This window comes from Streptomyces beihaiensis (assembly GCF_026274175.1).
GTDB lineage: Bacteria > Actinomycetota > Actinomycetes > Streptomycetales > Streptomycetaceae > Streptomyces > Streptomyces beihaiensis.
In genome coordinates, this window is the sequence record NZ_JAPHNL010000281.1 from 1 (window position 1) to 13,326 (window position 13,326).

At 73.6% G+C, this 13,326-nt stretch carries 10 protein-coding genes; 4 read left to right on the plus strand and 6 right to left on the minus strand.

Annotated elements, in window-relative coordinates; all coding sequences use genetic code 11:
• Positions 1 to 6 precede the first annotated feature (6 nt).
• Together OFY01_RS23845 and OFY01_RS23850 are read right to left on the minus strand one after the other, a co-directional pair.
• Positions 7 to 1,023: a ketopantoate reductase family protein gene (locus OFY01_RS23845; protein WP_266603173.1), complete on the minus strand. Its 1,017-nt coding sequence runs from the start codon at positions 1,021 to 1,023 to the stop codon at positions 7 to 9.
• Positions 1,024 to 1,072: 49 nt separating this feature from the next.
• On the minus strand, positions 1,073 to 1,654 hold the full coding sequence (locus OFY01_RS23850) for a DUF1697 domain-containing protein (RefSeq protein WP_266603175.1): 582 nt from the start codon (positions 1,652 to 1,654) through the stop codon (positions 1,073 to 1,075).
• 285 nt (positions 1,655 to 1,939) lie between these two features.
• Between OFY01_RS23850 and OFY01_RS23855 the strand changes: the two genes are divergently transcribed.
• Positions 1,940 to 2,833, plus strand: coding sequence for a phosphotransferase enzyme family protein (locus OFY01_RS23855; RefSeq protein WP_266603176.1), 894 nt, complete (start codon positions 1,940 to 1,942; stop codon positions 2,831 to 2,833).
• Between the two features lie 67 nt (positions 2,834 to 2,900).
• Here the strand turns inward: OFY01_RS23855 and OFY01_RS23860 are convergent, their stop codons facing one another.
• Positions 2,901 to 3,647, minus strand: a complete 747-nt coding sequence (locus tag OFY01_RS23860; protein WP_266603177.1) for a 3'-5' exonuclease — start codon at positions 3,645 to 3,647, stop codon at positions 2,901 to 2,903.
• Between the two features lie 67 nt (positions 3,648 to 3,714).
• Positions 3,715 to 4,983, minus strand: a complete 1,269-nt coding sequence (locus OFY01_RS23865; RefSeq protein WP_266603178.1) for an SAV2148 family HEPN domain-containing protein — start codon at positions 4,981 to 4,983, stop codon at positions 3,715 to 3,717.
• A 372-nt stretch (positions 4,984 to 5,355) separates the two neighbouring features.
• Here OFY01_RS23865 and glgX point away from each other — a divergent pair, with 372 nt between their 5' ends.
• Positions 5,356 to 7,473 carry a glycogen debranching protein GlgX gene (gene glgX / locus OFY01_RS23870; RefSeq protein ID WP_266603179.1) on the plus strand — a complete coding sequence of 706 codons (2,118 nt, stop codon included), beginning with the start codon at positions 5,356 to 5,358 and terminating at the stop codon, positions 7,471 to 7,473.
• Positions 7,474 to 7,519: 46 nt separating this feature from the next.
• Here glgX and OFY01_RS23875 read toward each other — a convergent pair whose 3' ends face one another.
• Positions 7,520 to 8,824, minus strand: a complete 1,305-nt coding sequence (locus OFY01_RS23875; RefSeq protein WP_266603180.1) for an MFS transporter — start codon at positions 8,822 to 8,824, stop codon at positions 7,520 to 7,522.
• 80 nt (positions 8,825 to 8,904) lie between these two features.
• Between OFY01_RS23875 and treY the strand changes: the two genes are divergently transcribed.
• The gene (treY, locus tag OFY01_RS23880) at positions 8,905 to 11,361 is read left to right on the plus strand and encodes a malto-oligosyltrehalose synthase (protein ID WP_266603181.1); all 2,457 of its coding nucleotides are present in this window, start codon (positions 8,905 to 8,907) and stop codon (positions 11,359 to 11,361) included.
• Positions 11,362 to 11,515: 154 nt separating this feature from the next.
• On the plus strand, positions 11,516 to 12,757 hold the full coding sequence (locus OFY01_RS23885) for a M14 family zinc carboxypeptidase (RefSeq protein WP_266603182.1): 1,242 nt from the start codon (positions 11,516 to 11,518) through the stop codon (positions 12,755 to 12,757).
• Positions 12,758 to 12,795: 38 nt separating this feature from the next.
• Here OFY01_RS23885 and OFY01_RS23890 read toward each other — a convergent pair whose 3' ends face one another.
• On the minus strand, positions 12,796 to 13,239 hold the full coding sequence (locus tag OFY01_RS23890) for an SSI family serine proteinase inhibitor (protein ID WP_266603183.1): 444 nt from the start codon (positions 13,237 to 13,239) through the stop codon (positions 12,796 to 12,798).
• Positions 13,240 to 13,326 lie beyond the last annotated feature (87 nt).

Genomic DNA, 13,326 nt, shown 5'->3' on the forward strand with positions numbered 1-13,326 from the left:
AGCCGCTCACCCGCCCGTGCCCGCCCGCGCGTCCACCGCCGCGACGAGGTCCGCCACCGGCATAGCTCCGGCCGGGCGCCGGTGGCGCGCCGCGTCGTCGGCCAGTTCCTGCAGCACGTCGTTGACCGGGGTCGGTACCCCGTGCAGCCGGCCGAGCAGCGCGATCTCACCGTTGAGGTAGTCCGCCTCGATCGTGCCCGTGCCCCGGTGGAGGGACTGCCAGGACGAGCCGCCGCCGCGCGGTGAGCCGTCGAAGGGCTTGAGGGTGATCTTGTCCCCGCGGAACGTCCGCTCCTCGTCCTCGCCCGTGTATACGATCCCGGCGGCGGCGAGAACGGCCTCGCCCTCCGCGCGGGCCCTGCGGCAGAGGGCGCGTCCCTCCTCGTCGAGGGGCGCGCCGGAGAGCGCCTGGACCGCGTTGGCCAGGTTGGACAGGAGTTTGGCGTACTTCCAGCGCATCACGTCGTCCACGACGGGCGCCTCGATGTGCGAACGTTCCAGGTCGGCGCTGATGGCGCGCGCGGTGTCGTCGCTGCCCGCGGGGTGGCGGCCGATGTGCAGCATCCCGGTGAGCGGGGTCCCGGCCGCGGAGACCACACCCGGCTCGACGAACTCGCAGGGCAGCCACACGCACACCCCGTAGACCCGCCGGAAGGTGCGCAGCGCGAGCCGTTCGCTCTCGACGCCGTTCTGCGCGCAGACGAGCGGCAGACGGAAGGCCGCGGTGCCGCCGCCCTCGACGGGCCGCCCCGCCCAGGCGGCGAGCGCGGCGGCGCTGTCCTGCGTCTTGACGGTCAGTACGAGGACGTCGTCGGGGCGCAGGGTGCCGAGCGCCTCGGGGCGGTCCACGACCGGGAGCCGGTGGGTACGGGGTCCGTCGGGTGTCCGAAGGCACAGGCCGTTGTCGCGCAGGGCGGCGTACTGTGCGCCGCGGGCGACGAGGACGACGTCGTGTCCGGACTGGGCGAGCCGGCCGCCGATGGTGCCGCCGACCGCTCCTGCTCCGATGATGAGATAGCGCATGGCACCGAGCCTCGCACAGGTGATCAGCGGACGGAGGAGGGTCGGATGATCAGCCGTCGTCCGAGCCCGGTTCCGTTGTCATGTCGACCAGTTTGACCACGGTGTTCCAGTTCCGGCTGGTGGCCACGATCCCCTTGGTGACGGCCGGTCGCGACAGTTGCTCGGCGAGTTTCGAACGGCCGAGGCCGTCGGGCGCGTAGAGGTAGAGCGCGCGGTCGCCGAGGCGGAACTCCTCGGGGGCGTACGCGGGCAGGTCGATGGCGGCGAAGCGGTCCGGGGAGACCTGCTCGGAGAAGTATGTGACGTGCAGTTGTCTGCCTTCGAGTTCGGCGGCCGGGAACGGGCAGTCGTGCATGACGGCCGCCAGATAGGCGTGTTCACGTACGAGGACGTCGACGGCGAAGCCGAACTCGTCGGCGACGGCGGCCGCGATGTCGTCGGCGAGGCTCGGCTCGTCGCCGTGGTCGGCGGCGAAGGTGGCGTTTCCGCTCTGCAGGTAGGTCCGTACGTCGGTGAGGCCCAGGTCTTCGAGGAGCGGGCGCAGCCGGGCCATGGGGAGCTTGCGGCTGCCGCCCACGTTGATGCCGCGCAGCAGCGCCGCGTACCGCTTCGTCGTCGTGTGTCCGCTCATCCGCACACGATAGGGCGGCCGCCGTGCCCCGTGGGGGTGGAGCACGGAGGCCGCCGGATCGCGTCCGTCACCCGACGATGGTGAGGGACCTGTTCGGGGTGTGTGGTTCGTGGGGGTCGGGACGAAACCCTGACCGAATGACGCGATCAGATCAAGACCTTCATCCGCCTGTGACTTGTTCAACAAGCCCCTGCAACAACAGAGCCGGCATACAGGACGAACCGGAGACGGTGCGGTGCGGGTGCGAGACTGGGCCCGTACCTGGGAGGACGCGGGAGGCGAGTGATGGACGAGGCACGGGCGCGGGACGTGCTGGCACGGGCGGGTGTCGTGGACGGCGCTGCGGGGCCCGGGGCCCGCGGCGCCGAACTTCTCGCGCTCGGCGAGAACGCGGTGTTCTCCGCCGGTGACCTCGTCGTCAAGGTGGGCCGCAGCATCGAGCTGGCCGGGTCCGAACTGCTCGACCGGGCCCGCCGCGAGCTCGCCGTCGCCGCCTACCTCGCCGAGCACGGCGTCCCCGCGGTGCGCGCCGCCGAGGCGGAGCCGCTGATGGTGGACGGGCACCCGCTGACCCTGTGGCACCGCATGCCCGCGGCGGTCCGTCCCGCCGAGCCGCGCGACCTGGCCGAACTGCTCGGGCACGTGCACGCGCTGCCGGCCCCGACCGGATTCACGCTGCCCCGGCGGGAGTTGCTCGGCGGTGTGGAGCGCTGGCTGCGGCTCGCGGGCGACGCCGTCGACCCGGCGGACGCGGCGTATCTGCGCGAGCGCCGGGACGGCTTCGCCGCAGCGGCCGCCGCCCTGTCGCCGCACCTCGCGCCGGGCCCGATCCACGGCGACGCCCTGCCGCGCAACGTGCACGTCGGACCCGACGGCCCGGTCCTGGTCGACCTGGAGACCTTCTCGTCGGACCTGCGCGAGCACGACCTGGTGGTCATGGCCCTGTCCCGGGACCGGTACGGCCTGCCCGCCGGGGCCTACGAGCGGTTCGTGGAGACCTACGGATGGGACGTGCGCGCGTGGGACGGGTGCGCGGTGCTGCGCGGGGCGCGGGAGACGGCGTCCTGCGCGTGGGTGGCTCAGCACACGCCGACCGAACCGAAGGCGCGGGCGGAGTTCCGGCGCCGCGTGGACTCGCTGCGGGAGGGCGACCCCTCGGTGCGCTGGTATCCCTTCTGACGATGCTTCTTCCGGCTTCGGCTGACGGCGCCTTGCGGTTCCGACGGTCCTCTCGCGGCCTCGGCCGTCAGGCTCCGGCCGCGCTCGGCCTCGGGCGGACGTCCTCGGCCAGGTCGCGTACGGGCCACAGGGGATCGACGACCGCCTCCGCATCGCCCTTGCGGCGCAGGAAGCTCTGGAAGTCCGCCGCCCACCGCGCGTACCACTCCACTTGGCGGTGGTGCAGCTCCGCGGGGCCCAGTCCGGCGACCTTCGGGTGGCGCTCGCCTATCGCGCGGGCGAGTCGCGCCGCGGCGAGCGCGTCGGCGGACGCGTCGTGCGCCGCCTCCAGCGTCACCCCGTACTCCGCGCAGACCGCTTCGAGGTTGCGCTTGCCCTTGCGGTAGCGGTCGACGCTGCGGTCGATCGTGTACGGGTCGACGACCGGGCCCGGCTCGACGCCGCCGAGCCGCTCGCGCAGCGACGGCAGTCGGTGCCTGGCCAGCTCGGCGGAGAGCAGTGTCAGGTCGAACGCCGCGTTGTACGCGACGACCGGGGTGCCGGCCTCCCAGTACGCCACCAGCGTCCCGGCGATCGCGTCGGCCACCCGGTCGGCCGGTTCGCCCTCGGCCGCCGCCCGCTCGCTGCTGACGCCGTGCACCGCGACCGCGTCGTCGGGGATCGGCACCCCCGGGTCGGCGAGCCACCGCCGGTGACCGAGCACCGTCCCGTCCCTGACCTCTATGGCCGCGCCCGTGACGATGCGCGCCTCGCGCGGATCCGTCCCGGTCGTCTCCAGGTCGAATCCGACCAGCAGCTCTCGGTGCCAGCCCATGGCAGCCCCCTTCTCGTGGTGCATCCCCCAACGGTTCTCACCATCGCACGCGCCACTGACAACGCGGCTACGACACCGGTCGGGCGTCCGCCCACGCCTGTTCGAACTCGTCCCGGTACGTCACGAAAAGCCCGTTCTCGCCCGTGTCCGGTGAGGCGCTCGCCCTGACGGTGCGGCCGCCGCCGCGCAGCACGAGGACCGGGGCCTCCATGCCGCGGGTGCGGCGCAGGTAGGACTGGACGACGGCGATGCCGTCCGAGCCGTCGCCGTCGACGAGGTAGGCGGTGAAGCGCGGTGTCTCGTCGAAGACCTGGATCCGGAAGGCCGCGGGGTCCTTGAGACCTGCCCGTACGCGGCGCATGTGCAGGATGTTCATCTCGACGGCCCGGCTCAGCTCCCCCCGCTTGAGCCCCAGCTCCCGCTCACGCCGCTTGACCGCACTGGAGGCCGGGTTGAGGAACAGCAGGCGCACCCGGCAGCCCGCGTCGGCCAGGCGCACCAGGCGGCGGCCGGAGAAGTTCTGCACCAGCAGGTTCAGTCCTATCCCGATCGCGTCGAGGCGGCGGGCACCGCCGAACAGGTCCTCCGCGGGGAACTGGCGCAGCAGCCTCACCCGGTCGGGGTGGACGCCGACCACGTCCGCGTACCGGTCGCCGACCAGGTCCTCGACGGCGTCCACGGGCAGGCGGCGCGCCGACGGGACGTCCGAGCCCGCGCCGAGGATCTCCAGCAGCCGGGAGGCCGCCCGCTCGGCCTGGCCGAGGACCGCCTCGGACAGGGCGCGGTTGCGCGAGACGACGTTGCGGGTGACCTCCAGCTCGTCCAGGGCGAGCTCGACGTCGCGCCGGTCGTCGAAGTAGGGCTCGAAGCACGGCCAGTGCTGGACCATCAGCTCGCGCAGCTGCGGAAGCGTCAGGAACGACAGGACGTTGTCGTCGGCCGGGTCGAGCAGATAGCCCTTGCGGCGGCTGACCTCGTGCACGGCGACGGCCCGCTGCACCCACTCCTGGCCCGCGGGCCCCGCCGCCGCGACCACCCAGTCGTCGCCGTGCACGGGCTCGTACACGGGCCGCAGCACCGCCGCGACGACCGCGCGCAGCCGCTGCTCGACCAGGTTCAGCCAGATGTAGGCCCGCCCGGCTCGTCGCGCGCGCGTACGGACCTCACGCCACGCGTCGGCACCCCAGTCGAGCTCGGGGCCGATCTGCGCCCCCGCCTCCAAGGGCCGGGCCAGCGACACGGCCGAGGCCGGGATGTCCGCGGCGGTAGCCTCCTGAACGTCCTGTCCCTCGTGACCGCCGTCACCTGGGGGCAGCTCACGCCCTCCCGAGCTCACCCGCTCCGCACCGCCTTCCGCCCCAAGCCTGTCGAGCACTCCCCCGGCAACGATCAAGGAAGGGTACTCCGCGAGCGGGTGGCGGTGCAGCCGGATGGAAGTGAGAGTTTCTCAACTACCGTATCGGGGAACGGTGTTCCGCCGTGGGCGGACCGGTGAAGTGAGCTGATTCATAAGGTCACGCCGCTGCGGGGCGGCTCGGCGGCAGTGCGGACCGGTGTGCTTACGGTCGCCGTTGCGGGCCACGGCGCGCGGCTCCATGTTGACCCGAGCGGGCGCACATCTTCCGCTCTTCCGCTTCTCCCGGTGGTTTCGGGGACAGACTCTTCCGTGTCGCCCGGGCCGCCGGGCCCGTAGGAGAAGAGTCTTCGCATGCAGGTGTGGCCAGGTCGGGCGTTTCCGCTCGGCGCCTCGTACGACGGCGCCGGGACGAACTTCGCGGTCTTCTCGGAGGCCGCCGACCGTATCGAGCTGTGTCTGCTGCACGACGACGGCTCGGAGACCGCCGTGGAGCTGCGGGAGACCGACGCGTTCGTGCGGCACGCGTATCTGCCCGGGGTGATGCCGGGGCAGCGGTACGGCTACCGGGTGCACGGCCCGTACGATCCGGCGCGCGGGCTGCGCTGCAACTCGGCGAAGCTCCTGCTCGACCCGTACGCGCGCGCGATGAGCGGGCGGATCGACTGGGACGAGGCGGTGTACGGCTACCGGTTCGGCGCGCCCCAGACACGCAACGACCGGGACTCGGCGCCGCACACCATGGCGTCGGTCGTGGTCAATCCGTACTTCGACTGGGGCGACGACCGGCCGCCGCGCACCGAGTACCACGAGACGGTGCTCTACGAGGCGCATGTGAAGGGCCTGACGATGCTGCACCCGGGCCTGCCGGACGAGCTGCGCGGCACCTATGCGGCGCTCGCCCACCCCGCGGTCATCGAGCACCTCACCGAACTGGGGGTGACGGCCCTGGAGCTGATGCCGGTCCACCAGTTCGTCGACGACCACCGGCTCGCCGACGCGGGACTGAGCAACTACTGGGGCTACAACACCATCGGTTTCTTCGCGCCCCACAACACGTACGCCTCCTGGGGCGACCGGGGCGAGCAGGTCCTGGAGTTCAAGTCGGCGGTGCGGGCCCTGCACCGCGCGGGCATCGAGGTCGTCCTCGACGTGGTCTACAACCACACGGCCGAGGGCAACCACCTGGGTCCGACGCTCTCCTTCAAGGGGCTCGACAATCCGTCGTACTACCGGCTCGCCGACGATCCGCGCTACTACATGGACACGACGGGCACCGGGAACTCGCTGCTGATGCGGTCCCCGCACGTGCTCCAGATGATCATGGATTCGCTGCGCTACTGGGTCGAGGAGATGCACGTCGACGGGTTCCGCTTCGACCTGGCCGCCACCCTGGCGCGGCAGTTCCACGAGGTGGACCGGCTCTCGTCGTTCTTCGACCTCGTGCAGCAGGACCCCGTCGTCTCGCGCGTGAAGCTCATCGCGGAGCCCTGGGACCTCGGCGAGGGCGGCTACCAGGTGGGCAATTTCCCGCCGCTGTGGACCGAGTGGAACGGCAAGTACCGGGACACGGTGCGCGACCTGTGGCGGGGCGAGCCGCGCGCCCTGGCCGAGTTCGCCAGCCGGCTGACCGGCTCGTCCGACCTCTACCAGGACGACGGGCGGCGCCCGCTGGCCTCCGTCAACTTCGTCACCTGCCACGACGGCTTCACGCTGCGCGACCTGGTGTCGTACAACGAGAAGCACAACGAGGCGAACGGCGAGGGCAACCGGGACGGCGAGAGCCACAACCGATCGTGGAACTGCGGGGTCGAGGGCGAGACGGACGACCCGGACGTGCTGGCCCTCCGGCAGCGGCAGATGCGCAACTTCGTCGCCACGCTGATGCTGTCGCAGGGTGTGCCGATGCTCGGCCACGGCGACGAGTTCGGGCGCACCCAGGGCGGCAACAACAACGCCTACTGTCAGGACAACGAGGTCGCCTGGGTGCCCTGGGCGGACCCCGGGGGCCCGCCGGAGCCGTTCCTGGAGTTCACGCGCGCGATGGTGCGCCTGCGCCGGGAGCACCCGGTGTTCCGCAGGCGCCGTTTCTTCCACGGGCGGCCGGTGCAGGGCACGCACGACGAACTGACCGACATCGCCTGGTTCACGCCCGAGGGCGAGGAGATGACGCAGCGGGACTGGCAGGCCGCGCAGGCCCGTTCGATGTCGGTGTTCCTCAACGGCAACGCGATCTCGGAGCCGGGTCCGCACGGCGAACGCATCCTGGACGACTCCTTCCTGCTGATGTTCAACGCGTCCGACCGGCCGCGCGAGTTCGTGGTACCGGCCGACCACGGGCGGCAGTGGGAGGCGGTCGTCGACACGGTGCTGCCCGACGGGCTGCCCGCGGACGGAGACCGGAAGGTGTACGGCGGCGACCGGATCACACTGGCCGGGCGGAGCCTCATGGTGCTGCAGCGGCCCGCGTAGCCGGCCTCAGGGCGCCCTGCGCGGGGCCCATGCGCGAGGCCGCCCGCTACGTGCGGGGCCGTACGAGCAGCGCCACGCCGAAGGCGAGGGCCGCGGCGGCGCTGCCCACCGCGAAGGCCGCTGGGGCGCCGTGGGACTGCGCCAGGCGGCCCGCGGCGGCGAGCGTGACGGCCTGCCCGCCGACGAACGCGCTCGCGGCGACCGTCATGCCCTCGGCGAGCCTCCCGCGCGGCACCGCCCGCTCGGTCAGGCCGAACCCGGTGATCAGATTGGGCGCGAACAGACCGCCGAAGACGGTCACCACGCCGTACAGGAGCGGCATGTCGTGGGTGACGATCAGCGGCAGCGACAGGATCGCGGCGGCGGCCGTGGCCAGTCGCCAGCGGCGGTGCAGGGCGAACCGCTCGGGCAGCGCCGCCATGGGCAGTCCCGCGACGGCGCTCATGACTCCCATGGCGGCGTAGACGAGCCCGGCCTGGTCCTCGTGGCCCAGGTCGCGCGTGAGCGCGGTGATCCCGGCGCCGCAGCCGCCGAGCAGCACCCCGAGCAGGGCGAGCCCTGCGCGCACCACGTGGACCTGACGCGGCATCGGCTCGCGCGCGGGCCCGCGGCGGCCCCGCGCGCGTGCGGGCGCGCCGGGGTCGGCGGCGGCGCGCGGGACCGCCGCGGCCGTCGGGTGCAGTGCGAAGGCGGTGCCGCAGACGGCGACGAGCAGGGCCGCCGCACCGAACGCCCAGGCGGGGTGCGCCACGACGGACGCGATGCCGACGAGGGCGGGCCCCAGGACGAAGGAGAGCTCGTCCATGGTGGACTCCAGGGAGAGCACCGCGTTCACGACCCGCTCCCCCGCGCCCGCGCGCCGCACGAGGGCGACACCACGCGCGCGTGCCAGCGGTCCCACGCCGGGCACGGTGACGCCCGTGAGCACGCCGAGAACGATCAGGACGGCGGTGGGGAGCCCGGCCAGCGCACCCAGCGTGTAGGCGGCGATCGCGGCCGAGTCGAGCAGCGCCAGGGCGAGGACGACGGGGCGCTGGCCGCACCGGTCGGCGAGGCGTCCGACGAACGGTCCGGTCGCGACCTGGCCGAGCGCGAGCGCGCAGGCGACCGTGCCACCGGTGGCGAGCGAGCCGCTGGTCCGTGTGACGAGGAGGACGCTGCCGAACTGGATCACCGCGACGGGCAGCCGCGCGAGGAACGACACGACCGGCAGCAGGACGCCCGTCACGGCGATCACCCGGCGGTACGTGCCGAGCGCGCTGTCGGCCGGGTCCGCCGGGTCCTGCGGGCGCGGACCCGGGGCCCACGTCCGAGTCCGCCGCCTCCACGTGCGTGCGCTCGTCTCGGTCATCGCCCGAAGTTAACGACACACGCGCGGTGTCCCGCATGCGGTGATGGCACGAGGCTCCTCGGCGGGGTATGTAGGTTCGCATGACGCCTCCCCCTCCGACGGCCACCTACCGGATTCAACTGCAACCGGACTTCGGGTTCGCGGCGGCCGCAGCGGCCGTCCCGCATCTGGCCTCCCTCGGGGTCTCGCATCTGCATCTGTCGCCGGTCCTCGAAGCCGTCCCCGGGTCGACACACGGCTACGACGTCGTCGACCACACGCGCGTACGTGGCGAGCTGGGCGGCGAGGAGGGGCTGCGGGCGCTGGCGCGCACGGCCCGCGGGCACGGGCTCGGCCTCGTCGTGGACATCGTGCCCAACCACATGGCGGCCTCCGCCCGCCACAACCGGCCCCTGCGGGAGGTGCTGCGCGAGGGCCCCGCCTCGCCGTACGCGCACTGGTTCGACGTCGACTGGGAGGCACAGGGCGGCCGGATGCTGCTGCCGGTCCTCGGCGGTCCCCTCGGCGACGAGCTGGAGCACCTCACGGTGGACGGCGACGTGCTGCGCTACCACGAGCACACCTTCCCGCTGCGCGAGGGCACCCGGGACCTGCCGGTGCGGCAGCTGCTCGACGCGCAGTGGTACCGGCTCGCCTGGTGGCGCCTTGCGCGCACGGAACTCAACTACCGGCGGTTCTTCACCATTTCGGAGCTGATCGCGCTGCGTGTGGAGGTGCCGGAGGTCTTCGACGCCACCCACGGCACCCTGCTGCGGCTGATGCGCGAGGGCGTCGTCGACGGGCTGCGCGTCGACCACCCCGACGGGCTCGCCGAGCCGGGCGGCTATCTGGCGCGGCTCGACCGGGAGACCGGCGGCCGGTGGACCGTCGTCGAGAAGATCCTGGAGGACGGCGAGCGGCTGCCCGCCGCCTGGCCGGTGGCGGGCACCACCGGCTACGACGCGCTGCGCCACATCGACGGCCTGTTCCTCGACCCGGCAGGGTGCGACCGGATGCTCGACCTGTTCCGCAGGTTCACCCGGGTGAGCGCCGACCGGGGCGGGCAGTGGGCGACCACGGTGCGGCACGCCGCCTACCGGACCGTCACGCACGACCTGGCCACGGAGGTCGACCGGCTGACGCGGGAGGCGGCCGAGCTGTGCGCCCTGGAGCCGCGCTCACGCGACCATGCCCCGTGGGCGCTGCGCACGGCCCTGTGCGAGCTGCTGGTGCGGGTCCCGGTGTACCGGCCGTACGTCTGCGGGGGCGTGGATCCCGAGACGGTGCTGACGCCGGCGGCGGCACAGGACGCGAAGGCCGCGTTCACGGTGGCCGACGAGGCCCGCGCGGTAGACGCCGTGCGTGACCTGGCGCTCGGGCGGCGCGGGCGGGGGCCCCGGTACGACGCGTTCCGGGCGCGGTTCGCGCAGACGTCGTCGGCGCTGCGGGCCAAGTCGGTCGAGGACGCGGCGTTCTACCGGCACACACCGCTCCTGTCGGCCCTTGAGGTGGGCGGCTGCCCGCTGGCACCCGCGGTGGCCGCCGGGGTGTTCCACGCGTACTGCGCGCGCGTGCAGCGGGACTGGCCGTCCACCTCGACGGTGCTGTCCACGCACGACACGAAGCGCAGCGCCGACGTGCGGGCGGGCATCTCGGTGCTGTCCCAGTGCCCTCAGCGGTGGGAGCGGCTGCTGGAAGAGGTGACGGAGGCGACCGCGCGCGGCGGTGCGCCCGCCCCCGACGCGCAGCTGGCGTGGGCGGCCTGGCAGACGCTGGCGGGCCTCGGCCCGGCGGCGGATCCGGGGCCCGGCGACCGGCGGTTCGAGCGGGTCGAGCCGGAGCGGCTGCGGCGGGCGATGCTCAAGCACGCGCGTGAGGCGGGGTTGTTCACGACGTGGACCGAGCAGGACGCCGCGTACGAGAGCGCGGTGGACGCCTTCGTGACGTCCGGGCCGTGCGGCCCGCCAGGCGACGCGGTGCTGCGGTTCATGGCGCGGCTGCGCCCCCATGTGCGGGCCAACGTCCTGGGCGCGGCCCTCGTCCACCTCACCATGCCGGGCGTGCCGGACGTGTACCAGGGCACCGAGCACGAGTACCGGGCCCTGGTGGACCCGGACAACCGGGCGCCCGCGCGGTTCGGCCCGGCCGAGCCCGGCACGCTCTCCGCGGAGAAGGAGCGGCTGACGCGGGCGGCGCTGGGGTTGCGCGCCGAGCATCCGGAGTGGTTCGGCGAAGGGGCGACGTACGAGCCGCTGACCGCGAGCGGGGCGGGCGAGGGGCACTGCGTGGCCTATGCGCGCTCGGGCCGGGTGGTGGTCGCGGTGACGCGGCTGTCGCTGCGCCTCGCCGAGGCGGGCGGGTGGCGCGACACCCGGCTGCGGCTGCCGGACGGCGTCTGGACTCAGCTCCTGGCCGGGAAACCTGCCGGGAAGCGTGAGGGAAATCCTGTGGGAAAGCCTGTCGAGAACAGGGAGTTCAGCGGCCAGGCACGCGTGGCGGAACTCTTCGCCGACAGTCCCGTGGCGCTCCTGGTGCGCGACGGGCGGCAGCGGCCGTGAGAGGGCGGACGGGAACACCGGGCGCCCACGAGACGTTTCCCTTCACTGCGGGGCGTGGGCCGTTGCGGTCACCGGGCCCCGGCACGGACCTTCTTGACAGGCACGGCGGGGCGTGGGGTACTGCGCATTGCTGACGCCGGGAGGACCAACGGGGGTGAGTCACCTGACGGAGCAGCGATACCCCACTTCGGGCGAACTGGTCAGGGCGGCACGGGAGCTGACGGCTCAGCGGCCCGACCTGTGCCGCCTGCGCCAGGTCGGCACGTCACGCAAGGGCCGCCCCCTGCATGTGCTGTCCGTCGGGCACGACCGGCGCGCGGTCCTCGTCGTCGCGGGGGCGCACGCCAACGAGCCGACGGGCGGCTCGACGGCCCTGCACCTGGCGCGGCGGGTCCTGCTCGAACGGCCGCTGCGGGCCGACCGGTCCTGGCACTTCCTGCTGTGCGCGGACCCGGACGGCGCGGCCCTGCACCGCACACCGGCGCCGCACTCCCTGCTCGACTACCACCGCGCCTTCTACCGGCCCGCGGGGCCCGATCAGCCGGAGTGGTCGCCTTCGGTGCTGCCGCCGGACCGGCTTCCGCCGGAGACCCGGGCGCTGACCGGCGTCATCGACGAGCTGCGCCCCTACCTCCAGGTGTCGTTGCACGGCACCGAACTGGGCGGCAGCTGGGTGCAGCTGACGCGTGACATACCGGGCCTCGCCGAGCCGTTCGCGAAGTCGGCCGCGGAGTTGCACATCCCGGTGGAGACGGGCCCGTCGGACGCGGCGGGCTGGCCCGCGTCGGGGCCCGGTGTCCGGGTGATGCCGGGCCCCGACGCGCAGGCCGTGTTCCCGAGCCTGCCGGACGACGCCCGGCTCTCCACGTGGCACCACGCGCATCGCTACGGCGGCTCGACGGCCATCGTCGAGGTGCCGATGTGGGCGAGCGACCTGGTGGACGATCCGGCGCCGCATCCGGCGCCCGACCGGGCGCTGCGCCGCCTTTCGTCGCGGCTGAGCCGGGACACGCGCCTTGTGGAGGAGATCCTCGTCGAGGCGCTGCCGCGGCTGCCCGACACCGGCGGGCCGCTGCTCGGAGCGGCCCGTTGGGCGCTCAGCCTGGTGCCGGGGCTCGCGGACGACTGGATGCGACCGCCGCCGCAGGACGCGACGATGGCGTACATCGGCAGCATCGACGCGTTCGCGCGGCGGCTTCCGTTGCGGGCGGCCGCCATGCTGCTGCGCGTCCTGGAGGAGGCGGGCGACGTGGCCGCTCCCCGCCTCGACCTGCTCGTCACCGAGTGGTGCGCGGCGTACGCCGAGCGGTTCGGGGCCCGCTGGATACCGCTGGAACACCAGGTCGAGCACCAGGCGCGCACCACGGTGGCCGCGGTGCGGCACGCGCAGGCGTGAGCGACGGGCCGGGTACCGGCCGCCGCCGGGCGCGCCTGTCAGTCGTCGAGCCGGAAGAGGGTTCCGGTGGCGGCGTTCAAGGCGCACGTGTTGGAGAAGGTGTGCGCGTAGGAGACGTGGCGGCCGTCCCACATGCCGTACGCGACCGCGGTGACCGGGTCGAAGATCATGGGACAGATGGCGTCCGAGTCGGCCGGGATCGCGCTGATGTCGCCCTTGGCGGCGGTGAGTTCGCGGCAGGCGTCGGCGGCGTGCGGGTGGTCCCCGACGGGCCGGGCGGAGCAGCGCAGCAGCGCGCTCTTCGCGTTCCCCGGGCGTTCGCCGTGCTGGACGGTCACATGGACCCAGTCGCCGGAGCCCGCGGGCGGCCGCGGCGCGGCGGCCAGGACCGGTGCGGCCGTGGTGGTGAGCAGCGCGCACGCGGCCGCCGCCGCGGCCAGCAGGGTGCCTCGTGGCTTCGTCGTCGCCGTCCCCAGGGGCATGGGTGTCACCGTTCCTCATGTTCGGGAGCGCGGGCCCTCGCCCGCGGCATAGCCCACATGGAACACGTGACACCGCGTCGCGTGGCG

Excerpts from the sequence above, each read along its gene's own strand:
- OFY01_RS23845 (WP_266603173.1), bottom strand. The coding sequence starts at position 1,023 with ATGCGCTATCTCATCATCGGAGCAGGAGCGGTCGGCGGCACCATCGGC.
- OFY01_RS23850 (WP_266603175.1), bottom strand. The coding sequence starts at position 1,654 with ATGAGCGGACACACGACGACGAAGCGGTACGCGGCGCTGCTGCGCGGC.
- OFY01_RS23855 (WP_266603176.1), top strand. The coding sequence starts at position 1,940 with ATGGACGAGGCACGGGCGCGGGACGTGCTGGCACGGGCGGGTGTCGTG.
- OFY01_RS23860 (WP_266603177.1), bottom strand. The coding sequence starts at position 3,647 with ATGGGCTGGCACCGAGAGCTGCTGGTCGGATTCGACCTGGAGACGACC.
- glgX (WP_266603179.1), top strand. The coding sequence starts at position 5,356 with ATGCAGGTGTGGCCAGGTCGGGCGTTTCCGCTCGGCGCCTCGTACGAC.
- OFY01_RS23875 (WP_266603180.1), bottom strand. The coding sequence starts at position 8,824 with ATGACCGAGACGAGCGCACGCACGTGGAGGCGGCGGACTCGGACGTGG.
- treY (WP_266603181.1), top strand. The coding sequence starts at position 8,905 with ATGACGCCTCCCCCTCCGACGGCCACCTACCGGATTCAACTGCAACCG.
- OFY01_RS23890 (WP_266603183.1), bottom strand. The coding sequence starts at position 13,239 with ATGCCCCTGGGGACGGCGACGACGAAGCCACGAGGCACCCTGCTGGCC.